This window comes from Streptomyces mexicanus, from assembly GCF_902506575.1.
In the GTDB taxonomy this organism is placed as follows: Bacteria; Actinomycetota; Actinomycetes; order Streptomycetales; family Streptomycetaceae; genus Streptomyces; species Streptomyces mexicanus.
Genome location: NZ_LR732544.1, coordinates 576,965 through 598,883, shown reverse-complemented (window position 1 = coordinate 598,883; position 21,919 = coordinate 576,965). Strand labels below are relative to the sequence as shown.

Genomic DNA, 21,919 nt, shown 5'->3' with positions numbered 1-21,919 from the left:
ACCGGGGTCGGTGAGGCGGGCGGGGGCGTCCGTGCGGACGGCCTCGGGCGGCAGGAGCGCGGCCAGGGTGTCGATGAGCGTGGCGCGGTGCAGCAGGACGAGGGGGCCGCCGACGGCATCCACTCCGCGACCCGTCGCACCCTCTTCCCCGGCCACCCCGGACCCGTCTACTCCGGGTTCACCACCTGGCGGCTGGTGATCTCCGTGCCCGGCGTCGCCTTCGCCTCCCACGAGACCTGGGGCGCGGGCCGGATCTGGGGCACGCATCCGCTCAAGGACGGCCGGGTGTACGCGTACGCCGCGGCCATGACCTCCCCCGGAGGGCACGCGGCCGACGAACGGGCCGAACTCCTGCGCCGCTTCGGCCACTGGCACGACCCGATCCCGGCCGTGCTCGCCGCCGCCCGGCCCGAGGACGTGCTGCGCCACGACGTCCACCACTTCGCCGAGCCCCTGCCGGCCTTCCACCGCGGCCGGGTCGCCCTCCTCGGCGACGCCGCGCACCCCATGCCGCCCACCCTCGGCCAGGGCGGCAACCAGGCCATCGAGGACGCCGTCGTCCTCGCCTTCCCCCACGCTCGCCTTCGCTCCAGCGGGAGGACCCCCATCGCCGACGACCTCGCCGCCTACACCGCCGCCCGGCTGCCGCGCGCCACCGCCGTCACGCGCCAGGCGGTCCGCGTGGCGCGCGTGAACATGATGGGCAACCGGGCCGGGGCCGCCGTGCGCAACGCGGTGATCGCCGCGGTGTCCCGGGCCCGGCCCGGGCTGTTGCTGCGCGGGTTCGACGGCATCGCCGACTGGCGGCCCGAGCAGCCGCCGTATGCTGCCGTGCGACAGCCGTGACCGCCGTGACCGGGTGACAGCCGTGACGCCGTGACGGCTGTGACGGACACGACCGGCATGACCGGCGCGATCGGCGTACCGGACGGCACAGGCGTGACGGGCGCGGGTGCGGGCGACATGGCAGGGGAGAACACGTGAAGGTCGGCTGCATCGGACTGGGCGACATCGCCACGAAGGCGTATCTGCCGGTGCTCGGCACGCGGCCCGGGGTGGAGCTGCATCTGCAGACCCGGACGCCCGCCACCCTGGAGCGGGTCGCGGACGGCCTGCACCTGCCCGCCGCGCAGCGCCACGCCGACCTGGACTCCCTGCTCGCCCAGGATCTCGACGCCGCCTTCGTGCACGCCCCGACCGCCGTCCACCCCGAGATCGTGACCCGGCTCCTCCAGGCGGGCGTGCCGACCTACGTCGACAAGCCGCTGGCCTACGAACTCGCCGACTCCCGGCGGCTGGTGGCGCTCGCCGAGGAACGGAACGTCTCCCTCATGGTGGGCTTCAACCGGCGCCACGCCCCCGGCTACGCGCAGTGCGCCGAGCATCCGCGCGAGCTGATCCTGATGCAGAAGAACCGCGTCGGGCTGCCCGAGGAGCCCCGCACGATGATCCTCGACGACTTCATCCACGTCGTGGACACGCTGCGGTTCCTGGTGCCGGGCCCGGTCGACGACGTCACCGTGCGCGGCCGGCTGCGGGACGGCCTGCTGCACCACGTCGTCCTCCAGCTCGCCGGGGACGGATTCACCGCGCTCGGCGTCATGAACCGCCTCAGCGGCTCCACCGAGGAGATCCTGGAGGTCTCCGGGCAGGACACCAAACGCCAGGTGGTCAACCTCGCGGAGACCATCGACCACAGGGGACAGCCGACCGTGCGGCGGCGCGGCGACTGGGTGCCGGTCGCCCGGCAGCGCGGCATCGAACAGGCCGCGCTGTCCTTCCTCGACGCGGTGCGCGCCGGGAAGGTGCTCAGTGCCCGGGACGCGCTGGAGACCCATGAACTGTGCGAGCGGGTGGTGCTGACGGTGCTGGAGCGCTCCGGCGCGGCCTGAGCGCCCGCGCCCCCTCCGTCGCGGCCAGCGCGGCGAGCACCAGCAGCGCCGCGTGCACCGGCCAGTCGCCGAGGCGGACGGACGGGGTGGTGCCGTGCGCGGTCGGCACGTCGTACACCCGGGCCGTGCTCGCGCCGGTGCCCAGCCAGGGGCCGACGCGCCGCCCGTCCGGCCCGTACACGGCCGAGACCCCGGTCAGCGTGGCGTGCACCATGGGCCGCCCGGTCTCCGCGGCCCGCAGCGCGGCCAGCGAGGCGTGCTGCTCGGGCGCCCAGCTGTGCTGGAACGTGGACGTCGACGACTGCGCCAGGAGCAGCCCGGCGCCGTCGTGCGCCAGGTGCCGGCTCATGTCCGGGAACGCGGTCTCGAAGCAGATCAGCGGCCCGACGCGCAGTCCGTGCCCGACGTCCATGACCACCTGCTCGCGGCCCCGGCCGCGGTCCTCGCCGGCGGCCTTGCCCACGGAGGTCGCCCAGCCGAGCACCGAACGCAGGGGTACGTACTCGCCGAAGGGGACCAGCCGCATCTTGTCGTAGCGGTCACCGGTCGGGCCGTCCGGACCGACGAGCACGGAACTCTTGTAGATCCCGGGCCGGTCCGAACGCCGCGCGTCGACGTTCACGAGCACGTCCGCACCCGTCGCCCGGGACAGCGCCGCCAGCCGCCGCGCCAGGTCCGGCCGCTCCCGCAGGTCGAATCCGACGCTGCTCTCGCCCCACACGACCAGGTCGGGACGCAGGCCCACCAGGCGGCGGGTCAGCTCCTCCTCGCGGTCGAAGCGCCGCTGTCCGCTGTCGGTGCCGCCGACCGTCCCCGGCTGTACGACGGCGACGCGGACGTGGCCGTCCACCTCCGGGCGCGGCGCCCACACCCAGGCCGCGGAGGCCGCCGCGGACGTGGCCAGCAGCCCGGCCACGGCGACGACCCGGGCCGCGCGGCCGACCACCAGCACGGCGACGGCCACGTCGACCGCCACCACCAGGAAGCTCAGCAGCCACACCCCGCCCACCGAGGCCAGCCGCAGCGCCGGCGCCACCTGCCACTGGCCGGCGCCGAGCATCCCCCACGGTCCGCCGAGCCCCTGCCAGGAGCGCATGAGTTCCACCGCCAGCCAGCCCGACGGCAGCACCACCAGGGCCGCCGCCGTCCGGCCCGGCGTCAGGGTCCCGCCCAGCAGCCGCCGCACCAGCCACCCCCACGGCGCCCACAGCAGGCCCAGCAGCGCCGCCAGCACCACCGTGAACACGTGCAGGCTGGGCAGCAGCCAGTGGTGCACCGCCAGCATGAAGCCCAGCCCGCCGCACCAGCCGTCCACGAGGGCCCGCCGGCCCGTCGGCGCGGCGCGGGCGAGCAGGATCCACGGCACCAGGGCGACGTAGGCGAACCACCACAGCGACGGCGCGGGAAAGGTGAACATCGGCAGTCCGCCCGCGAGCGCCGCGAGCAGGGCGCGACGCCACGGGGAGGTGAGCCACCGGCCGAACGTCTGCATAGAGCGCCCTCCTACCCCGGGGACCGCGGCGGCACTCCACGGACGGCTCCAGTGTGCGCACGCCGATGCCGGCGCGGCAGCCCGCCCGCGGGAACGGCGCCCGGTGACACGCCGGTTCACCGCGGCGCGTGCCGGGGTCCGTCCCGCCCCCGCGCACGGCGGACACGCGGATATTTCGGTGGCCGTCCGCGGCCGGCGCGGCCGATGCTGGGCGGGTGAACGATCAGTACGCCGCGGCGGAACCCCGGTTCCGCATCCGCGCCCGCCACACCGCCTCCACGGTCACCGTGTACCAGGCGTACCGCCCGGAGATCGGCCGGCCCGCGGCCCGCACCGGACGCTTCCCGGCTGCCTGGAAGCGCGACCGGATGACTTGGATCAAGCCGTCATTCCTGTGGATGATGTACCGCTGCGGCTGGGCCACCAAGGAGGGCCAGGAGACCGTCCTGGCCGTCGAGATCAGCCGGGACGGCTTCGAATGGGCGCTGCGCCACGCCTGCCTGTCGCACCACGTGCCGGCCCTGCACGGCGACCGCGCCGCCTGGCGGCGGCAGCTGCGGCAGGCTCCCGCGCGCGTGCAATGGGACCCCGAGCGCGACCTGCGCCTCGCCCCGCTGCCCCACCGCTCCCTGCAGCTCGGCCTGGCCGGGCAGGCCGCGGCACGCTACGCCGACGACTGGATCGTCGGCATCGAGGACGTCACCCCGCTGGCACGCCGGGTCCACGCACTGGTCCGCACGGGTGACCTGACCGGCGCGACCGCCCTGTTGCCCGACGAGCGCCCCTACCCCGTGCCCGACGAGCTGCTGACCCACCTCCGGCCCTAGGATGATCACGTACGGGCGCGGCACCGAAACAGCGGAGGTCCGCATGAAGCGTCTTGTCACCGTCGTCACCGGCGGCAGCCGGGGCATCGGCGCCGCCGTGTGCCGCAGGCTGGCGGCCGACGGGCACGACGTGGTGATCGGCTACGTCCATGACACCAAGGCCGCCGAGGCCGTGGCCGACAAGGTGCTGGACGCGGGCGCGCGCAGCGTCGTCGTACGGGTGGACACCTCCGTGGAGGCCGATGTCGACCGGCTCTTCGCCACGGCGGAGGAACGCCTCGGCCCGGTGACCGGGCTGGTGAACAACGCGGGGGTGACGAGCCCCCTGGGCCGCCTCGCCGACGCCGACACCGCCGACCTGCGCCGGGTCGTGGACGTCAACCTGCTCGGCACCCTGCTGTGCTGCCGCCGCGCCGCCCAGCTGATGGCACCGCGCCGCAGCGGCGTGATCGTGAACGTCTCCTCCGCCGCGGCCACGCTCGGCAGCCCCGGCGAGTACGTCCATTACGCGGCCACGAAGGCGGCCGTCGACGCGCTGACCGTGGGGCTGGCCAAGGAGCTGGGCCCGGACGGCGTCCGCGTCAACGCGGTCGCACCCGGCCTGATCGACACCGAGATCCACACCGCGTCGGGCGACCCGGACCGGGCCCGGCGCGGCGGTCCCGCGGTCCCGCTGGGCCGCGCGGGCCGGGCCGAGGAGATCGCCTCGGCCGTCGCCTGGCTCATGTCACCGGACGCCTCCTACACGTCGGGAGCGGTGCTGCGGGTGGCGGGCGGCCGCTGACGTTGCGGCCGGCCCGGGCCGTCGCGGGCACCGCCCGGCGCCCGGCCCCGGCGCGGTCACCGGTCCGGTACGGCCGAGAGGGCACCGGTCCCGGGGAGGGCCGGGTGTCTGATCGGGCGGCGCGTTCACGGGGCAGGCGGTGCACGCAGCGGGCGTGCGCCGCCGTCGGCCGGGGCGGGCGCCGGGCCCGCGGTGGCCCGTGGTCGGCGCCCGCGGGCGCGAGGGGGGTCCTAGGCCGCCTCGATCACCTCGCCGCGTACGGCGGCGGCCCACTCGACCACCAGCAGCTCGTACTCCGCGCGTTCCTGGGCGGTCAAGGACCCGCTCGAACGCAGCCAGAGCGCCCGGATCTGCTCGTTCAGCTCGGCAGCAGAGCGCACGGAACCAGGGACGATGGAATCGGGGGACATGCCCCAAGCCTAGGGGCAAGCACTGACGCTCCGCTACCGGACGGCTACGAAGCCGGCGGGAAGCCGCTCAGCGGCCGCGCAGACGGTGCCGTGCGCGCCAGGCCAGCGCCGTGCCCGCCAGGGCGGGCAGCGCGATGCAGGCCGCCGCGACGAGGAACGCCGGCGAGGTCGGCGCGGTGGCGCGGGCGCCGGCGACGACGTAGGCGGCGGTGTTCGGGATGGAGCCGAGCGCGGTCGCGCTCAGGAACGCGAGGCAGCTCATGCGGGAGACGGCGGCGCAGTAGTTCGCGGCCCAGAACGGCACCCCGGGGAACAGCCGGGCCGCGAGCATCGAACGGAAGCCGTGCCGGCTGAGCTGCCCGTCCGCCGCCTTCAGCAACCGTCCGCGCAGCAGCGGCCGCAGGGCGTCCTGCCCCAGCACCCGCCCCAGGCCGAAGGCGGCCCCCGCGCCCAGGACCGTGCCGGCCAGCGCCGCCGCGAGCCCGACCTGCGAGCCGAACAGGGCGCCCGCCGCCAGGTTCAGCAGCGGCCGCGGCACGAACGCCACCGTGCACACGCCGTACGCCACCGCGAACACCGCCGCCGCGGCGAGGCCGCCCAGCTGCGGCGGCCAGCCGTGCGCCAGCAGCCGCTGCGGCCGGAACAGCAGCACGCACGATCCGGCGCCCGCGAGCAGCACGAGCAGCAGCGACAGCCGGGACCAGGGCGACAGCAGGGCTCTGCCGCAGCGGGCGATGCGCCGCGCCCACAGTGCCGCCGGGGGCGGGGAGGCGGCGGTGAGCGGGACGGCGGGCTTCCCCCCACCCGCGGACGGTTGCGCCGCGCGTGGGTGGGGTACGCGAGCAGGGCTGTCCGGGCACACGCGCCCGGGCAGGCCGCACGACCGCCGCGACCAGGGAATCTGCCATGGAGACACCCGCCAACCACGAGAACGCCACGCCCGCCCAGCACGCGCTGGACGTGCTGGCCGAGAACGCCGAGGACTCGGAGGCGCTGGACACGCTCGCCGGCAGCGACGTGCTGGTCCCCGTGCCCGACGACGTCAGCGACGAGGACGCCACCAACCCGGCCGCCGTGGCGCTGCCGGTCCTGGAGCAACCGGGCGGCGTACCGGTGGTGCCCGTGTTCACCTCCGAACTGGAGATGTCCCAGCTGCTGCCCTTCATCTCCCGCTACCGGCTGGTGCCCCTCGGGGCCCTCGCCTCCCAGTGGCCGTCCGAGGACCTGTCGCTGACCATCGACGCCAGCTCCCCGCACGGCCTGACCCTCACCTCGGAGGGCGTCCGCACCCTGCTGGCCCGGCCCTGACCGGGGACATGGGGATATGGGCGCGGGGGGGCGCGGACCGCGACGGCTCCGGCGCCCCTGAGCCGCGCGGGCGCCTCGCCGCCCCGGTCGTCCGGGCGCCGCTAATCGGCCAGCATGCGGGCCAGCACGGCGCGCTGCAGGGGCAGCACCTCCGCGTGCAGGGCACGGCCCTTGCCGGTCAGCGCGACCCGGACCCCGCGCCGGTCGTCGGCGCACGTCGACCGCTCGACCAGTCCGTCGCGCTCCAGGCGGCCGATGAGCCGGGACAGCGCGCTCTGGCTCAGGTGCACCCGGGCGGCCAGGTCGTGCACCCGGCACCACCCGCCCGCGCCGTCGTTCCCGTCCCTGGCGTCCGCCCCGGGGGCGGCGGACGCCAGGACGTCCAGCACCTCGAAGTCGCTCGCGCCCAGGCCGAAGGGGTGCAGCACACGGTCGATCTCGCACAGCGTCCGCGCGTGCACCGCCAGGATGCCCCGCCACCTCTCCTGCAGATCGACGTCGGCCGCGTTCGCTCCCATAGGCGCATGCTAGTGCGCCGGCCGGTAGGTGACCCCGCCCGCGGTACCGGCCGCACCCGTCCCCTGCACCGGCCGCACCCGGCCTCCGGACCGGCCCCCGCCGTCCGGTACCGGACAACGGTCGGCGAGTACCGGACACGACGGGTCGGCCCGCGCCGGAGTGGGAAAACGCCCGTACGGGGACGGCCTCGACGACAGGAGGCGGCGATGCTGAGGACTCCCGCCGGCCGGACGCGCCTGGCCGTCCTGGAGTGGCTGAAGGACCCCGTCTCACCCGCGCCGAGGCGCCGGTACACCGACCCCGCCGGGAACGGCGTCACCGCGCGGGCGGTCGCCACCGCCCTGGGCCTGCCGCGCCGGGCCGCCCGGGCCCATCTCGCCCTGCTGGCCGACCTCGGCCTGGTCCGCGCTCACCGGATCCGGCGCCGCACGTACTACCGGCGGGAGGAGTTCCGCATCGCCGAGGTGGCGCGGCTGTGCGAGAAGGGCTGGTGACCGGGCGGGAGCCTCCCGCAGGCGCGGAAGGGGTCGTGCCCGGGCCCGGCCCGAGGCCCGGCGCTACCCTGGTGGCCGCGGCCGGGCCCGGCCCGGCGCGGGTCCGAGGAGGAGACGTACGACGATGACAGCCCCGCAGGCCGACGGCCTGCGCCTGCGCACGGCACCGCCGCGGCGGCGCGCCTGGCGCGCCCAGGCGCCGGTGGTCGCGGTGGTGGCCCTCGGCGGGGCGCTCGGCGCCCTCGCCCGGTACGCGCTCTCGCTGGCGTTGCCGACGCCGGCGGGCGGCTTCCCCTGGGCGACCTTCTGGACCAACGTCACCGGCTGCGCGGTCATCGGCGTCTTCATGGTGGTCGTCACCGACGTCTGGGCCGCCCACCGCCTGGTCCGCCCCTTCTTCGGCACCGGAGTCCTCGGCGGCTTCACCACCTTCTCCACCTACGCCGTCGACATCCAGAAACTGGTCTCCTCCGGGCACGCCCGCACCGGCCTGGCCTACCTCGCCCTGACCCTGTGCGCGGCGCTCGCGGCGGTCTCGCTGGCCGTGGCGGCCCCCCGCCCGGCCCTGCGGGGGGGAGCGGGGGCGACGGCGTGACGGTCTGAGGGGTCGAGGGGCCGACGGGTCGACGGGCCGACGAGCCGACGGGCCGACCGACTCGCGGGCTGAGGAGGTGACGGCCCGGCAGCCATTGGCCCGACGGCCCGAGGACCGTGTCACGAGTGTCGTGGCGGGGCTCGCGGCCGTCGGTGCGGGAGCCTCGATTTCAGCAGCCCGGCGGCCGCAGGTCACCGAGGCTTCACCTTGGCGTAGTAAGAGTGTCTGCGACGCAAGGCTGTCTACAACCCTGTCGACCAACTCTTCCCAAGAACTGGATCCCATGAGCGCCATCTCCGTCGGTCAGGCCGTCGTCCTCGGAGTCGTCGAGGGGGTGACCGAGTTCCTCCCCGTGTCCTCCACCGGCCACCTCAAGATCGCCGAGGGGCTCATGGACATCCCCGTGGACGACACGTCCGTGGTCGCCTTCTCCGCCGTCATCCAGGTCGGTGCGATCGCCGCCGTGTTCGTGTACTTCTTCAAGGACATCAAGCGCATCGTCTCCGCCTGGTTCCGCGGACTGACCCACCGCGAGGAGCGCTACCACCACGACTACAAGTTCGCCTGGTGGGTGATCGCCGCCACCGTTCCGATCGTCGTGGTGGGCCTGGCCGCCAAGCCCCTCATCGACGGCCCGCTCGCCTCGCTGTGGGTGGTCGCCGGCTCGCTGATCGTCGGCTCCGCGGTGATGTGGTGCGCGGACCAGATGGGCCGGCACAAGCGCGGCGAGGACGACACCTCGTTCAAGGACGCGATGCTGGTCGGCTGCTCCCAGATCCTCGCCCTGCTCTTCCCCGGCTTCTCGCGCTCCGGTGCCACCATGTCCACCGCGCTCGTCCTCGACCTGGACCGCGTCGCCGCGACCCGGCTGTCCTTCTTCCTCGGCATCCCGGCGCTGACCGGCGCCGGCCTGTACGAACTCAAGGACGCCCTGGGCGCGAGTGTGGGCGCCGTCCCGCTGGCCGTCGGCACGCTCGTCTCCTTCGTGGTCGCCTACGCCTCCATCGCCTGGCTGCTGAAGTTCGTCGCCAAGCACTCCTTCAACGCCTTCGTCCTGTACCGGATCGCCGTCGGCGTCCTGCTCTTCGGCCTGCTCGGCACGGGCGTGCTGAACGCCTGAGCGCCGCCGCGGCGGGGGCCGTACCCGCCGATGGCGGGGGCCGGACCGGCCGGGCGCGGAGTGCCTGACCGGCCAGGGCGCGCTGCCCGGACCGGACGGCTCCGGGCTCCCGCGGTCCGGCCCCCCGGCCCCCCGCTTGACAGGTGCGCCGCGTGCGCCGCACCATCGGCCCGTGAACCTGTCAGACAGCCAGACAGCAGTGCCGGTGCCGGTGCCGGTGCCGCGGCGCGTCAGCGCGATGGAAGCGGTGCTGGCCCACCTGCGCGGTGCGATCGAGCGCGGTGAGTACGCCGTGGGGGACAAGCTGCCCTCCGAGGCGGAACTGTGCCGCACCCTGGAGGTCTCCCGCCCGGTCCTGCGCGAGGCGCTGCGCGCCCTGCAGACCATGGGCCTGACCGTCTCCAGGACCGGCAAGGGCACCTTCGTGGTCGCCCGCGCCGTGCAGGACCCCACCTTCGGCGACTACGCCGCCCGGGACCTGATGGAGGTCCGCCGGCACATCGAGATCCCGGTCGCCGGGTACGCGGCACAGCGGCGCACCCTTGAGGACCTGGACCGTCTGACGCAGCTGCTGGAGCGGATGGAGCAGGAGACCGACACCACCGCGTGGGTCGCGCTGGACACCCTGTTCCACCTCTCCGTCGCCCAGGCCGCCCGCAACCCGGTGTTCCGCCGGGTCATCGAGGAGATCCGGGACGCGCTGGCCCGCCAGTCGGCGTTCCTGAACGAACTGGGCGGCCGGCGCGAGCAGTCCGACCGGGAGCACCGCGCCCTCGTGGAGGCCCTCGCGGCCGGCCGCGAGCAGGACGCGATCGCGGCGATGTCCCACCATCTGGACCGGGTCGAGAAGACCCTCACCGACATCGTGCGCGCGGCCCGCGCCCCCTCGGCAGCGGGGCCGTGAAGCCCGCGAGGGCCACGGCTCTCGCACACCCGCCCCACCCCCCACCCCGGGCGTGCCGCGCACGCCCACGACCCACGGCCCGGTGCGCAACCCGCACCGTCGAGCCACGGCCGGCGCGCCCACCCCGCGCGCCGGCGGATCCGTCCCTTCACGAGTGACCCAGGTAGTGATGCACAGCACTTCCCCCGCCGAGGCACCCCTCGTCCGCGAACCCCGCCACGTCCCCGTCGCCCACCTCGTCCGCGGCGGGGTGACCGAGGGCGTCCACTACGGCTCCGTCGTCGTCCTCGACGAGGACGGCCGGGCCGCCTTCCGGCTCGGCGACACCGAGGCCGCCTTCTACCCGCGTTCGGCGCTCAAGCCCCTCCAGGCCGTGGCCATGGTGCGCGCCGGGCTCCCGCTGGAGGGCGAGCTGCTGTCGCTGGCCGCCGCCAGCCACTCGGGCGAGGAGCGCCACCTCGACGGCACCCGGCGCATCCTCCGCCTGGCGGGCCTGGCCGAGGACCGGCTGCGCAACGTGCCCGACCTGCCCTTCGACCCGGCGGTGCGCGACGCCTGGGTGCGCGAGGGGCGCGGGCCCTCCCGGCTCGCGCAGAACTGCTCCGGCAAGCACGCGGCCATGCTGTACACCTGCACCATCAACGGCTGGTCCCTGGACGACTACCTCGACCCCGCCCACCCCCTGCAGCAGGCCGTCGCCGAGACCGTGGAGGACCTCACCGGGCAGCGCGTCGCCCGCGTCACCGTCGACGGCTGCGGCGCGCCCCTGTTCGCCGTCTCCCTGCACGGCCTGGCCCGCGCCGCCGCCCGGATCCCCGCCGCCGCGCCCGGCACACCCGAGGCCCGCGTCGCCGACGCGATGCGCGCGTACCCCGAGATGGCCTCCGGCGCCGGCCGGGACGTGGCCGCGCTGATGCGGGCCGTGCCCGGGCTGCTCGCCAAGGACGGCTTCGAGGGGGTGCAGGTCGCCGCGCTGCCGGACGGCCGCGCGGTCGCCGTCAAGATCGCCGACGGTGCGAACCGGGCCCGGATACCGGTCGCCGCGGCCGCCCTCGCCCGGGCCGGCGTCGCCCCCGCCCTGCTCGCCGATTTCGCGGGCGAGGTCGTCCTCGGGGGCGGCGAGCCGGTCGGCCGGGTCCGCCCGGTCCCGGCGCTGGAGGACACCTCGGTGCCGGCCTGCGCGTGAGCGGGCACCCGCGACCCCCGCGTCCCCCACGAGTGTCAGCCGCGGGTGATGCGGTGGCTGCGGCGTCGTAGGCGGGCCGGTACCGCGCCGAGGCCCAGGCCGGCCGCGCCGAGGCCGGCCGCGCCGGCGATCGCGCCCGTCTCCGGCCAGTTGGATTCCGGTTCGGTGTGCGGCTTGGCGGGCGCGACCAGCCGGGTGCCGTGGGCCACCGGGCGCAGCGCGTCGAGGGAGCCGACCGGGTCGACGCGGTCGGCGGCGTCGAACCCCCAGTCGAGCAGGGCCCGGGCCTCCTCGTAGACCTGCAGGCCGCCGCCCTGCTGCGGATGCATCACCGTGGCCACCAGGGTGCGGCCGTCGCGGCGGGCCGCGGCGATGAGCGTGTTGCCCGCGTTGGTGGTGTAGCCGTTCTTGACGCCGATCAGGCCGGGGTAGGGCGCCACGCCGTCGGCGCCGGTCAGCAGCCGGTTGGTGTTGGCGATCTCGAAGCTGGTGCCGTCGTTGCCGGGGAAGGTGGCGTGCGCCGTGGAGCAGTAGCGCGCGAAGTCCGGGTTGCGCAGCCCCATCCGCCCGAACACGGCCAGGTCGTACGCCGAGGACACCTGCCCGTCGGCGTCGTAGCCGTCGGGCGAGACGACGTGGGTGTCCAGTGCGCCCAGGGCGCGGGCCTTGGCCTGCATCTGCCGGGCGGTGTGCTCCCAGCCGCCGTTGAGCGCCGCGAGCACGTGCACGGCGTCGTTGCCCGAGTTGAGGAACCCCCCGCGCCACAGGTCCGACACCCGGTAGGTGTGGCCCGGGACGACGCCGACGAGGCTGCTGCCCTCGCCGATCCCGGCCAGCTCCCGCCCGCTGACGGTGTGTTGCGCGCCCCCGGGGGCGGAGGGGAGCACGGTGAGCGCGAACAGCGTCTTCAACGTGCTGGCGGGCGCCAGCCTCGTGTGCGCGTTGTGCGCGGCCAGCACCTCCCCGGTGTCGGCGTCGGCCACCAGCCAGCTCAGCGCCGACAGCTCGGGCGTCTGCGGCGCCCCGGCCCGGAGCCGGACCTGGGTGCCCTCGCGTTCCAGCAGGGCCGGCTGCGGCATCGGGGCCTCGGCGGGTCTCTCCCGCGCCCCGGGGTCCGTTCCGGCTCCGCCCGCCGCGGCCACGGGCGGGGCCGGCAGCAGGACGCTCGCCGCGCACAGGACGCAGGCCGACGCGGCAGCCCGAAAGGAATATCCGATCTTCATATCGAAAACGTAGGGAGGGATCGACGCAGGCGTGACCTTGCCGGAGGCCGAACGGGGGCCACGAGCACCCGGATGTCCCAGCGCGCACGGCCGTTCGGGTCGCCGCACCGCCTCGGCCGTGCCGCCCGGTGCCGGGTGCTCCCTCCCGCCGGGCCACCGCCGCACCGGCGGCACCCACAGGACGGGGACGCGGCACCCCGCAGGACGGCGACCCGGAGGGCTAAGCTGGCGCCGATGTTCAGCCCCGAAGGCCCCACGCTGCGCGAACTCGCCGTGCAGGCGCTGTCCTCCGTCGAGCGCGGCTACGACCTGCTCGCCCCGACGTTCGACCACACGCCGTTCCGGACCCCGGCACCGGTCCTGGCCGCCGTCGGCTCGGTGCTGGAGCGGATCGGTCCGTTCGACGACGGGCTCGACCTGTGCTGCGGCACGGGCGCCGGGCTCGACGTGCTCGCGCGGGTGTGCCGGCAGACGGCGACCGGCGTCGACTTCAGCGCCGGCATGCTCGACGTCGCCCGGCGGCAGCCGCCGGAGCCGACCGGCTGCCGGGTGTCCTGGGTGCGCGCCGACGCGCGGGCCCTGCCCTTCACCCCCGCTTTCGACCTCGTCGTCAGCTTCGGCGCGCTCGGCCACTTCCTGCCCGCCGAACTGCCCGCCCTGGCCGACGGGATCCACGCGGTCCTGCGGCCCGGCGGCGTGTTCGCCCTGCCGGTCCTCGCCCCGCCCGGCCCGGGCTCGGCGGCCTTCTGGACGCTGCTCGGCTTCGACGCGGCGATGCGGGTGCGCAACGCCGTGTGGCGGCCGCCGTTCGTCATGTACTACCGCGCGATCCGCTTCGGCGCACTGCTGCGGGAGCTGCGGCGCGCGGGGTTCCGGGTGGAGCTGTACGCGCTGCCCGAGTTCGGCCGCCGCGCCGACGGCAGCCCGCGGGCGCGCCTGATCGCGGCCCGCAGACTGCCCTGAGCCGAGACGGTGCCGTACCCGCGCGGGGACGGCCGGGACGGCCGCGACCCTGCGGCGCCGCCGCGGGGCTCAGGCGTACGAGCGCAGCCAGCGCATCCGGGCGGCGTCCTGGTACGGGCCGCCGCCCTCGTGGTCGTTGAACTCGTACACCTCGATCGACTTGTCGTCGTGCGCCCAGGCGTTGAACGCGGCGAACACGGTGGACGGCGGGCACGTCTCGTCCTCCAGCGCCGCCGAGAACAGCGCGGGAGCGCTGCCCCGGGCCGCGAAGTGGACCCCGTCGAAGTAGGACAGCGTGCGCAGCACGTCCTCGGTGCGCCCGCGGTGCGTCTTGAGGTACAGGCCGACCTCCCGGTACGGGTGACGGTCGGTCAGGGTCGTCGCCCGCGGGAAGTCGCACAGGAACGGCACGTCGGGGGCGACCGCCACGAGGTCCGGTACGAGGCCGCCCACCGCCAGGGCGATCCCGCCGCCCTGGCTCGCCCCGAGCGCCACGGTCCGCGACGCGTCGGTCAGCGGATGGGCGCGGGCCGCCTCCACGGCGCGCACCGCGTCGGTGAACACCCGGCGGTAGTAGTAGTTCTCCGGCGCGTCGATGCCGCGGGTCAGGAAGCCCGGGTAGGCCGGTGCGCCGCCCACCGGGTCGGCGGTGCCGCCCCCGCCGCCCCAGGCGCTGCCCTGCCCGCGGGTGTCCATCACGAAGTGCGCCCGGCCCGTCGACGCCCACAGCAGGTGCTCGTGCGGCAGGCCGCGCCCGCCGCCGTAGCCGACGAACTCCACGACCAGCGGCAGCGGCCCCTCGGCCCGGGCGGGCAGCGTCAGCCAGCCCTTGACGGGGTGGCCGCCGAACCCGGCGAACGTCACGTCGTACACCTCGACCGTGGTCAGGTCGGTGTCGACCGGTACGAAGCGCGCGTCCAGCTCGTGCTCGCGGGCCTCCTGGAGCGTCTTGGCCCAGAAGGCGTCGAAGTCCTCGGGTTCGGCGGACGCGCTGCGGTACTCACGGAGTTCGTCGAGAGGAAGGTCGAACAGGGCCATACGGGACCGCCTAGGGAAGCGACAGGGACACGGATGCGGTGATCACCGTACGGCGGCGCGCGCGGGACGCGCCAGACGGCCGACCGCGGGCCCGGCCCCGCCTCTACGGCCGCCTCGTTACGACCGTATGAAGCCTGCCGCGCCGCGGGAATAGCCCTTCGTCGATCTTCCTTGCAGGTGTGCGTGCGCCCGGCACCGGTGGCCCCGGCGACCGACGACGGCGGTGCGGGTGCGGCGCGAAGCGGAAGGAGAGTGCGAGCCATGCCGAAGGCGTACGTCTTCACCCGGGACGGCGGCCCGGAGACCGAGGCGCTGGTGGAGGTGGAGCGGCCCCGGCCGGGCCCCGGGGAGATCCTGATCGCGGTGCGGGCGGCCGGGGTGAACCCGGTGGACTGGAAGCTGCGGGAGGGCCTGCGCCGGCCCGGCGACGCCGAGCGGGTGTACCCGGTGGTGTTCGGCAGCGAGGCGGCCGGCGTCGTCGAGGAGGTCGGCGAGGGGGTGAGCGGCTTCGCGGTGGGCGACGAGGTCTTCGGCAACACGGTCACGGGCGGCTACGCGCAGTACGCGCTGCTGCGGGCCGGCGTCACCGCGCACAAGCCCGCCGAGGTGTCCTTCGTCGCGGCCGCCACCCTGCCGGTCGCCGCGGCCACCGCCTACGACGGGCTGCGCCAGCTCGGCCTGCCCACGGGGGCGACCGTGCTGATCACCGGCGCGGGCGGCGGCGTCGGCGCGGCCGGCGTGCAGCTCGCCCGGGCCTTCGGGCTGCGGGTGGTGGGCGTGTCGAGCGAGGCCAAGAAGGACTTCGTGGAGTCGCTCGGCGCGGTGCACGTGCCCTCCGGTCCGGGGTGGACCGAGCGGGCCCGGGCCGCCGCCCCGGACGGCGTCGCCGGCGGCTACGACCTCGTCGGCGGCGACGTGCTCACCGAGGCGGCGGGCCTGCTGACCGACCGGTCGAAGCTGATCACGGCCGGCGCCGCGCCGCGGGACGTCGAGGAACTGGGCGGTCGGCGGGTGGCCCGCGCCCGCACCACCGCCGTCCTGGACGCGGTGGCCCGGCTCGTCGCGCAGGGCGACCTGGACCCGCACGTGACCCGGACCTTCCCGCTGGAGCGGGCCGGCGAGGCGCTGCGCACCGTCGAGGACGGCCACGCCCGCGGCAAGATCGTGATCGAGGTCGCCGGATGAGCGGCGCCCGACCCGCGACGGACCACGTCCTCGACCACCCCGCCCTGGCCTCCCTGACCGGACCGCACGCGCACTTCGCCGAACGGCACGGGCGCATCCTGCGCTACCCGGTCGACGTCTCGCCCTGGCTGGCGCTGCCCGAGGAGCCGGACGCCGGCGACTGGGCCGACCTCGCGGCCCTGGCCGGACCCGGCGGCGAGGTCCCGCTGCTCGGCTTCCGCGGGAGCGTCCCCGAGGACTGGGAGGTCACCTTCGCCGTCGACGGCGTGCAGTTCGTGGACGACGGCCTGGCCGCCGCCCCCGACCCCGAGGCGGTCCGCCTCGGCCCGGCCGACGTACCGGAGATGCTGGACCTGGTCGCCCGCACCCGGCCCGGTCCCTTCCGGCCGCGCACCATCGAGATGGGCACCTACCTCGGCATACGCCGGGACGGCGCCCTGGTCGCGATGGCGGGGGAGCGGCTGCACCCGCCGGGCTGGACCGAGATCAGCGCGGTCTGCACCGACCCCGCCTTCCGCGGCCAGGGCCTGGCCACCCGGCTGATCCTGGCCGTCGCCCACGGCATCCGGGAGCGCGGCGAGACCCCGTTCCTGCACACCGGCGCGCAGAACACGGGCGCCATCCGGCTGTACGAGTCGCTGGGTTTCCGGCTGCGGCGCCGCACCGCCTTCCTCACGGCCCGCGCCCCCGAGCACCTCACCGCCGGCACCGACGACCGGCCCGCCGTACCGGTGGCATAGCCCGGGCGCACCGGGCGGTGGTCCGCACCGGTGGCCCGGCCCCCGCGCACCGGTCGGTCGCCGTCCCGGGAGCCGGTCCCCGCGCACCGGCCGGCCGCATGGGGGCCGGCCCCGGTGGGGGCGGCCCCCAGGCGGGTGTCCGGGCGGGAGAAGTCGAACGCGGCGGTCAGGTCGCCGCAGACGGTGCGCCGCCAGGGCGAGATGTTGGGCTCGTGCACCCCGAAGCGCCGCTCCATGAAGCGGATGACCGAGGTGTGGTCGAACGTCTCGGAGCAGACGTACCCGCCCTTGCTCCACGGGGAGACCACCAGCATCGGCACCCGCTGTCCCAGGCCGTAGGGTCCGGCGACGTTCGCGCTGCTGCCCTCGAACACGTCCGGTGCCGCGTCGACCGTGGACCTGCCCTGCGCGGCGGAGGCCGGCGGGAACGGCGGGGCGACGTGGTCGAAGAAGCCGTCGTTCTCGTCGTAGGTGATGAACAGGGCGGTCTTCGCCCACACCTCCGGCACGCTCGTCAGCGCGTCGAGGACCTGGGCGACGTACCAGGCGCCGTAGTTGGCGGGCCAGTTGGGGTGCTCACTGAACGCCTCGGGGGCGACGATCCAGGAGATCTGCGGCAGCCTGCCGGCCTTGACGTCGGCCCTGAGCCGGTCGAAGTAGCCCTCTCCGGTGCGGGCGTCGGTGCCGGTACGGGCCTTGTCGTACAGCGGGTCGCCGGGCCGGGCGTCGCGGTACTGGTTGAAGTAGAGCAGGGAGTTGTCGCCGTAGTTGCCGCGGTAGGCGTCGGAGATCCAGCCCCAGCTGCCGTTCGCGTCGAGGCCGTCGCCGACGTCCTGGTAGATCTTCCAGGACACCCCGGCCCGCTCCAGCCGTTCGGGGTAGGTGGTCCAGCCGTAGCCCTTCTCGTCGTTGCCGAGGACCGGGCCGCCGCCGGTGCCGTCGTTGCCGACGTAACCGGACCACAGGTAGTAGCGGTTGGGGTCGGTGGAGCCGATGAAGGAGCAGTGGTAGGCGTCGCAGAGGGTGAAGGTGTCGGCGAGCGCGTAGTGGAACGGGATGTCCTCACGGGTCAGGTACGCCATCGTCGTGGAGCCCTTGGACGGCACCCACTTGTCGTAGCGGCCGCCGTCGAAGGCGGCGTGCCCGTCGTTCCAGCCGTGCGGGAGGTCCTGGATGAACGCCAGGCCCAGGTCGTCGGCGTCGGGGTGGAAGGGCAGGATCTCCTTGCCGGAACCGTCCTTCTGGTACCAGACCGGCTTGCCGCCGGGCTGGGCGACCGGGCGCGGGTCGCCGAAGCCGCGGACCCCTCTGAGCGTGCCGAAGTAGTGGTCGAAGGACCGGTTCTCCTGCATGAGGACGACGATGTGCTCGACGTCCTCGATGGACCCGGTGCGGTGGTTCGCGGGCAGCGCGGCGGCCCGCTGGATGCTGGCGGACAGCGCGGTGAACGCCGTGGTGGCGCCCGCGATCTGCAGGAATCGGCGCCGGTTGACGTCGGGCATGGGTGGCGGACCTCCCGTTCGGGCAGCGGCCGCCGGCCGCTGGACGACCTGAAGTGGGTGATGCGAGTGTGACAAGCGCAGCCAACGGCAGAGAAGGGGCTGATGGCACTCATGTGAACGCCTTGCCACGTGAGGTGTGCGCAACCGGCCGGCCGGGGAAGGTCGCGTTCATGGCAGAGACACGGACGACGAGGCCGCCCCGGACCAAGCGCCCCGTACGGCAGCTGATGGCGGCATCGGTGGGCAACGCCGTCGAATGGTACGACTGGTACGCCTACACGTTTCTGGCCGCCTACATCGCCGACGCGGTCTTCCCCAAGGGGACCGGTGACTCCCTGGTGCCGCTGCTGTCGACGTTCGCCGTGTTCGCCGTGGGCTTCTTCATGCGGCCCGTGGGCGGGCTGGTCATGGGCGCGGTCGCCGACCGGCGCGGCCGACGCGCCGCGCTGACGGTGACCATCCTGCTGATGAGCGGCTCCAGCCTGCTGGTCGGACTGACCCCGACCTACGCCTCGGCGGGGCCCGTCGCCCCCGTGGTGCTGGTGGCGGCGCGGCTGCTGCAAGGTCTGTCGGTGGGGGGCGAGTTCGCGGCCTCGACCACCTTCCTGGTGGAGTCGGCGGGGCCGGGCCGGCGCGGACTGTTCTCCAGTTTCCAGTACGTCTCCACGACCGCGGGCCAGCTGGTGGCGTCGGGGATGGCGACGCTGCTCGTCGACACCCTCGCCGAGCGGTCCATGGACGGCTGGGGCTGGCGCGTGCCGTTCTGGTTCGGCGGGCTGCTCAGCCTGGTCGGCTTCTGGATCCGGCGCGGCGCGCAGGAGACCCGCAGCGACGAGCAGCGGCGGGCCCCGCGCCCCGGCCTGTTCGAGGCACTGCGCCGGCACCCCCGCGCGTCCCTGCTGATCGCCGGCATCACCGCGGGCGGCACCCTCGCCTACTACACCTGGACGTCGTACCTGCCGACGTACGCGGAACTCAACGCGGGCGTCGCCAAGTCCGACGCGCTGCTCGCGGGCACGGTGTCGCTGGCGTTCTTCGGGCTGCTCCAGCCGCTCGGCGGGCTGCTCTCGGACCGCTTCGGCCGCCGCCCGCTGCTGCTCTTCTTCGGCCTGGGCTTCGCGCTGCTGTGCGTGCCGCTGCTGCACGCGCTGGACGGCTCCTTCGCGGTGCTGCTGGTGGTGCAGATGGCGGGCATGGTCCTGCTGACCGGTTTCACCTCCGTCAGCGCAGCCGTCAACGCCGAGGTGTTCCCGCCCCGGGTGCGCGCGGCCGGCATCGGCTTCCCCTACTCCCTGGCCGTCGCCCTCTTCGGCGGAACGGCGCCGTACGTGGGCACGCTGTTCAAGCAGTGGGGGCACGCCGGGCTCTTCCCGTGGTACGTGGCCGCCCTGTGCCTGCTGTCCTCGCTGGTGTACCTGCGGCTGCCGGAGACCGCCCACCGTCCGCTGCACCGCTGAGGCGCCGCGCACGGTGGAACCGCCTCCGGGGGCCGGTCAGGCCGTCTGGTACACCTCCACCTCACTGAACTGGCCCGCCGGCCAGCCGGTGTTGGCGGAGACCGTCAGCCGCAGGTAGCGCAGGCTGGTGCCGCTGGGCAGGGGCACGGTGACGGTGTTGCCGGTCGCCGGGTCGAAGCGGTAGCCCTGGGCGCCGACCACCGTGGAGTAGGTGGAGCCGTCGGTGCTGCCGAGGACCGTGACGGTCTGGGTGCGCGCGCCCCAGGCGGACGACGGCGGCAGCTTGAGCACCAGCCGGCGCACGGCCTGGGCCGAGCCCAGGTCGACCGTCCAGGACTGCGGGAAGGCGTTGTTGGCGGACTCCCAGTAGCTGTTGGCGTCGCCGTCCACGGCCTTGCCGGGTGTGTACACGTCCTGGGAGCCGGTGGCGGTGGCCGGGCGGCCCTTGGCGAGGTTGCGGTTCGGGTCGGGGTCGGGGTTGCCCTGGCCGGGCTGCGGCCAGGTGGAGCAGTCCGACCAGGTGGTGTTCCAGCCGGAGTTGCTGCCGCCGTCGGTGAGCGTGAAGCTGCCCGAGCCGGAGGGGAAGGGGCAGTTGTAGATCCCGGCCGCGCCCACGTTCGTGGCGGTGACGTCGCGGAAGGTGGCCGCGCCCGGCGTCTCGGACTGGACGACGACCGTGCCGGTGTTCTTGACGGTTGCGCCGCTGACGGTGACGTTCTTGACGGGGTAGCCGTGGCCGCCGCCGGAGACGAACTCGAAGGCGCTGTAGGGGCTGTCGGTGATGGTGGTGTCGGTGATGTTCACCGTGGCGTTGATCGCACTGTCGTAGGAGTCGACGCGCAGCGCACCCATCGGGTGGTTCCAGTTGGGGTTCATCGCGCCGGTGCGCACCAGGGTGTTGCCGGCGGCGGTGATCGTGCCGGCCAGCGGGTTGAAGGGGTCCATGAACTTCTGGTTGGAGATGGCGATGCCGCTGCCCAGGGCGTTGGTGTCGGAGATCAGGTTGCCCTTGACGGTGATGTTCGTGCCGCCGTAGATCGCGATGCCGTTGGCGAGGTTGGGCTGGGAGATCGTGTTGTTCTCGAAGCTGCTGTCGGTGTCGGGGGCGTACAGGGACCACATGGCGAGGGAGTCGTCGCCCTGGTTGCGCAGGAAGTTGTTGCGGACCGTGACGCCCTTGGCGGTGCCGTTGAGGTTGAGGCCGTCGGCGGTGGTGTCCAGGATGCGGTTGTTCTCGACGACCAGGTTGTCGTTGGTGCCGGTCAGCCACAGCCCGCACTTGAGGTGCTGGATCCACATGCCGGACACGGAGGAGTTCGGGCCGAGCGAGCCGTTGACGAAGTTGTCCGGATTGGAGTCGACGCGCTCGGTGACCTCGCCGATGACCGCGAAGTCCTTGATGTGGACGTTGCCGGCGGAGCTGGACTGGTCGATGAAGCGGGAGGTGTGCACGACCGAGTACCAGCTGCCCGCGCCCTGCAGGGTGACGTTCTGCACGCCGTTGAGGGAGGACGTCAGTTTGTAGTCGCCCGGCGGGATCCACACCACGCCGCCCTGGGCGGCGGCGATGGCGTCGCGGAAGGCCTGCGTGGAGTCGCCCTGGCCGGTGGGGTCGGCGCCCTTGGCGACGACGGAGACGGACCCGGCGGGCTGCGAGGCTGCCGCCGGGACCTGCTCGAAGTCGGCGACGTCCACGGTGACCTGCGTGTTCGCCGCCTCGAAGGCGATCTTGTCGCCGGCCTGGACGTCGCGGCCGAGCAGCAGCCGGGCGTTGTCGTAGAAGTGGTGGGTCTTGGAGCCGGTGATCCAGCCGGTGTCGACGTAGGAGTACTTGGCGGTGACGGGCAGCGACTTGGCGAGTCTGGTGCCGTTGACGTAGACGTTCAGGGTGCCGGACTGGCCGTCGGGGACGCTGTAGGCGACGTTCACCGCGTTGGCCGCGCGGGGCACGGTGAACTCCACCCGCTGCCCGGCCGCCAGCCGGACGGCCTGGCGTCCGGAGGCCTCGGAGGCGAGAGTGCCCTGGGTGTAGTCCGGGCCGATCTTCGTGCCGGTGGTGGTGGCGGACTCGGCCTCGACCGAGGTGAACGGCAGGGTGGCCCCCGCGGGCGCGGTGGCGGGCGCGGCCGCCGGTGCGGCGGGTGCGCCGAGGGTGACGAGCATGCCTGCCGCGAGGGCGACGGTCGCGCCGATGGCCGGCAGCCGCCGGGCGGTCCTGGAGGTGCTGGTGTTGCCGTGCATGTGCCGATCCCTTCGTGTGGGGGTGCGGGGACAGCGGTG

Annotated in this window: 21 protein-coding genes and 1 pseudogene; 14 read left to right on the top strand and 8 right to left on the bottom strand. The window is 74.7% G+C overall.

Annotated elements, in window-relative coordinates; genetic code table 11:
* Together GV126_RS02755 and GV126_RS02750 are read left to right on the top strand one after the other, a co-directional pair.
* Positions 1–846: FAD-dependent monooxygenase (locus GV126_RS02755; protein ID WP_236569849.1), on the top strand; the 846-nt coding region annotated here is incomplete at its 5' end.
* 134 nt (positions 847–980) lie between these two features.
* Complete coding sequence (locus tag GV126_RS02750; protein ID WP_159662360.1) at positions 981–1,892, top strand: Gfo/Idh/MocA family protein; 912 nt, start codon at positions 981–983, stop codon at positions 1,890–1,892.
* Here GV126_RS02750 and lnt read toward each other — a convergent pair.
* Positions 1,810–3,384 (bottom strand): apolipoprotein N-acyltransferase, encoded by a 1,575-nt coding sequence (gene lnt / locus GV126_RS02745; protein WP_159662358.1) that lies wholly within the window; start codon positions 3,382–3,384, stop codon positions 1,810–1,812. The two genes, GV126_RS02750 and lnt, sit on opposite strands and share 83 nt — an antisense overlap.
* Positions 3,385–3,599: 215 nt before the next feature.
* On the opposite strand from lnt, the gene GV126_RS02740 reads away from it, so the two are divergent.
* Together GV126_RS02740 and GV126_RS02735 are read left to right on the top strand one after the other, a co-directional pair.
* A complete protein-coding gene (locus tag GV126_RS02740; protein WP_159662356.1) occupies positions 3,600–4,211 on the top strand; it encodes a DUF4291 domain-containing protein in 612 nt (203 codons plus the stop codon).
* A 43-nt stretch (positions 4,212–4,254) separates the two neighbouring features.
* On the top strand, positions 4,255–4,995 hold the full coding sequence (locus GV126_RS02735; RefSeq protein ID WP_159662354.1) for an SDR family oxidoreductase: 741 nt from the start codon (positions 4,255–4,257) through the stop codon (positions 4,993–4,995).
* A gap of 230 nt (positions 4,996–5,225) precedes the next feature.
* Here the strand turns inward: GV126_RS02735 and GV126_RS02730 are convergent, their stop codons facing one another.
* Both GV126_RS02730 and GV126_RS02725 read right to left on the bottom strand, forming a co-directional pair.
* Positions 5,226–5,405: a hypothetical protein gene (locus GV126_RS02730; protein WP_159662352.1), complete on the bottom strand. Its 180-nt coding sequence runs from the start codon at positions 5,403–5,405 to the stop codon at positions 5,226–5,228.
* Positions 5,406–5,472: 67 nt separating this feature from the next.
* The gene (locus GV126_RS02725; RefSeq protein ID WP_159662350.1) at positions 5,473–6,267 is read right to left on the bottom strand and encodes a TVP38/TMEM64 family protein; all 795 of its coding nucleotides are present in this window, start codon (positions 6,265–6,267) and stop codon (positions 5,473–5,475) included.
* 44 nt (positions 6,268–6,311) lie between these two features.
* On the opposite strand from GV126_RS02725, the gene GV126_RS02720 reads away from it, so the two are divergent.
* Positions 6,312–6,713 carry an SseB family protein gene (locus GV126_RS02720; protein WP_159662348.1) on the top strand — a complete coding sequence of 134 codons (402 nt, stop codon included), beginning with the start codon at positions 6,312–6,314 and terminating at the stop codon, positions 6,711–6,713.
* Between the two features lie 101 nt (positions 6,714–6,814).
* Here GV126_RS02720 and GV126_RS02715 read toward each other — a convergent pair whose 3' ends face one another.
* Positions 6,815–7,231: a MarR family winged helix-turn-helix transcriptional regulator gene (locus tag GV126_RS02715; protein WP_159662346.1), complete on the bottom strand. Its 417-nt coding sequence runs from the start codon at positions 7,229–7,231 to the stop codon at positions 6,815–6,817.
* 207 nt (positions 7,232–7,438) lie between these two features.
* Here GV126_RS02715 and GV126_RS02710 point away from each other — a divergent pair, with 207 nt between their 5' ends.
* The 5 genes from GV126_RS02710 to GV126_RS02690 all read left to right on the top strand — a co-directional run bounded on the left by GV126_RS02710 (position 7,439) and on the right by GV126_RS02690 (position 11,531).
* On the top strand, positions 7,439–7,726 hold the full coding sequence (locus GV126_RS02710; RefSeq protein WP_159662344.1) for a helix-turn-helix domain-containing protein: 288 nt from the start codon (positions 7,439–7,441) through the stop codon (positions 7,724–7,726).
* A 124-nt stretch (positions 7,727–7,850) separates the two neighbouring features.
* Positions 7,851–8,321 carry a fluoride efflux transporter CrcB gene (crcB, locus tag GV126_RS02705; protein ID WP_159662342.1) on the top strand — a complete coding sequence of 157 codons (471 nt, stop codon included), beginning with the start codon at positions 7,851–7,853 and terminating at the stop codon, positions 8,319–8,321.
* A gap of 283 nt (positions 8,322–8,604) precedes the next feature.
* Positions 8,605–9,441: an undecaprenyl-diphosphate phosphatase gene (locus tag GV126_RS02700; protein WP_159662340.1), complete on the top strand. Its 837-nt coding sequence runs from the start codon at positions 8,605–8,607 to the stop codon at positions 9,439–9,441.
* Positions 9,442–9,613: 172 nt separating this feature from the next.
* Positions 9,614–10,345 carry a FadR/GntR family transcriptional regulator gene (locus GV126_RS02695; protein ID WP_159662338.1) on the top strand — a complete coding sequence of 244 codons (732 nt, stop codon included), beginning with the start codon at positions 9,614–9,616 and terminating at the stop codon, positions 10,343–10,345.
* Between the two features lie 169 nt (positions 10,346–10,514).
* Complete coding sequence (locus GV126_RS02690; RefSeq protein ID WP_159662336.1) at positions 10,515–11,531, top strand: asparaginase; 1,017 nt, start codon at positions 10,515–10,517, stop codon at positions 11,529–11,531.
* Positions 11,532–11,566: 35 nt separating this feature from the next.
* Here GV126_RS02690 and GV126_RS02685 read toward each other — a convergent pair whose 3' ends face one another.
* Positions 11,567–12,754, bottom strand: a complete 1,188-nt coding sequence (locus GV126_RS02685) for a D-alanyl-D-alanine carboxypeptidase family protein (protein WP_159662334.1) — start codon at positions 12,752–12,754, stop codon at positions 11,567–11,569.
* Positions 12,755–12,988: 234 nt separating this feature from the next.
* Here GV126_RS02685 and GV126_RS02680 point away from each other — a divergent pair, with 234 nt between their 5' ends.
* Positions 12,989–13,717, top strand: coding sequence for a class I SAM-dependent methyltransferase (locus tag GV126_RS02680; RefSeq protein ID WP_159662332.1), 729 nt, complete (start codon positions 12,989–12,991; stop codon positions 13,715–13,717).
* Between the two features lie 69 nt (positions 13,718–13,786).
* Here GV126_RS02680 and GV126_RS02675 read toward each other — a convergent pair whose 3' ends face one another.
* A complete protein-coding gene (locus GV126_RS02675) occupies positions 13,787–14,755 on the bottom strand; it encodes an acetylxylan esterase (protein WP_159662330.1) in 969 nt (322 codons plus the stop codon).
* Positions 14,756–15,016: 261 nt separating this feature from the next.
* On the opposite strand from GV126_RS02675, the gene GV126_RS02670 reads away from it, so the two are divergent.
* Together GV126_RS02670 and GV126_RS02665 are read left to right on the top strand one after the other, a co-directional pair.
* Complete coding sequence (locus GV126_RS02670) at positions 15,017–15,940, top strand: NADP-dependent oxidoreductase (RefSeq protein ID WP_159662328.1); 924 nt, start codon at positions 15,017–15,019, stop codon at positions 15,938–15,940.
* Positions 15,937–16,680, top strand: a complete 744-nt coding sequence (locus tag GV126_RS02665) for a GNAT family N-acetyltransferase (RefSeq protein WP_159662326.1) — start codon at positions 15,937–15,939, stop codon at positions 16,678–16,680. Before GV126_RS02670 ends, GV126_RS02665 begins: the two co-directional genes overlap by 4 nt.
* Positions 16,681–16,784: 104 nt before the next feature.
* On the opposite strand, the pseudogene GV126_RS02660 reads toward GV126_RS02665, so the two are convergent.
* Positions 16,785–18,182: pseudogene (locus tag GV126_RS02660) on the bottom strand (phosphocholine-specific phospholipase C); the annotation flags it as partial.
* A 170-nt stretch (positions 18,183–18,352) separates the two neighbouring features.
* Between GV126_RS02660 and GV126_RS02655 the strand changes: the two are divergent.
* Positions 18,353–19,639, top strand: coding sequence for an MFS transporter (locus GV126_RS02655; protein ID WP_159662324.1), 1,287 nt, complete (start codon positions 18,353–18,355; stop codon positions 19,637–19,639).
* Between the two features lie 36 nt (positions 19,640–19,675).
* On the opposite strand, the gene GV126_RS02650 is transcribed toward GV126_RS02655, so the two are convergent.
* Positions 19,676–21,880, bottom strand: coding sequence for a discoidin domain-containing protein (locus GV126_RS02650; RefSeq protein ID WP_159662322.1), 2,205 nt, complete (start codon positions 21,878–21,880; stop codon positions 19,676–19,678).
* Between the last annotated feature and the right edge of the window lie 39 nt (positions 21,881–21,919).

Bases quoted from the DNA above. Each gene is read 5' to 3' on its own strand.
- GV126_RS02690 (WP_159662336.1), top strand. From the start codon at position 10,515: ATGCACAGCACTTCCCCCGCCGAGGCACCCCTCGTCCGCGAACCCCGC.
- GV126_RS02715 (WP_159662346.1), bottom strand. From the start codon at position 7,231: ATGGGAGCGAACGCGGCCGACGTCGATCTGCAGGAGAGGTGGCGGGGC.
- GV126_RS02680 (WP_159662332.1), top strand. From the start codon at position 12,989: ATGTTCAGCCCCGAAGGCCCCACGCTGCGCGAACTCGCCGTGCAGGCG.
- GV126_RS02670 (WP_159662328.1), top strand. From the start codon at position 15,017: ATGCCGAAGGCGTACGTCTTCACCCGGGACGGCGGCCCGGAGACCGAG.
- GV126_RS02650 (WP_159662322.1), bottom strand. From the start codon at position 21,880: ATGCACGGCAACACCAGCACCTCCAGGACCGCCCGGCGGCTGCCGGCC.
- GV126_RS02730 (WP_159662352.1), bottom strand. From the start codon at position 5,405: ATGTCCCCCGATTCCATCGTCCCTGGTTCCGTGCGCTCTGCTGCCGAG.
- GV126_RS02735 (WP_159662354.1), top strand. From the start codon at position 4,255: ATGAAGCGTCTTGTCACCGTCGTCACCGGCGGCAGCCGGGGCATCGGC.
- GV126_RS02675 (WP_159662330.1), bottom strand. From the start codon at position 14,755: ATGGCCCTGTTCGACCTTCCTCTCGACGAACTCCGTGAGTACCGCAGC.
- GV126_RS02685 (WP_159662334.1), bottom strand. From the start codon at position 12,754: ATGAAGATCGGATATTCCTTTCGGGCTGCCGCGTCGGCCTGCGTCCTG.
- GV126_RS02655 (WP_159662324.1), top strand. From the start codon at position 18,353: ATGGCAGAGACACGGACGACGAGGCCGCCCCGGACCAAGCGCCCCGTA.
- GV126_RS02665 (WP_159662326.1), top strand. From the start codon at position 15,937: ATGAGCGGCGCCCGACCCGCGACGGACCACGTCCTCGACCACCCCGCC.
- GV126_RS02710 (WP_159662344.1), top strand. From the start codon at position 7,439: ATGCTGAGGACTCCCGCCGGCCGGACGCGCCTGGCCGTCCTGGAGTGG.
- GV126_RS02700 (WP_159662340.1), top strand. From the start codon at position 8,605: ATGAGCGCCATCTCCGTCGGTCAGGCCGTCGTCCTCGGAGTCGTCGAG.
- crcB (WP_159662342.1), top strand. From the start codon at position 7,851: ATGACAGCCCCGCAGGCCGACGGCCTGCGCCTGCGCACGGCACCGCCG.
- GV126_RS02720 (WP_159662348.1), top strand. From the start codon at position 6,312: ATGGAGACACCCGCCAACCACGAGAACGCCACGCCCGCCCAGCACGCG.
- lnt (WP_159662358.1), bottom strand. From the start codon at position 3,384: ATGCAGACGTTCGGCCGGTGGCTCACCTCCCCGTGGCGTCGCGCCCTG.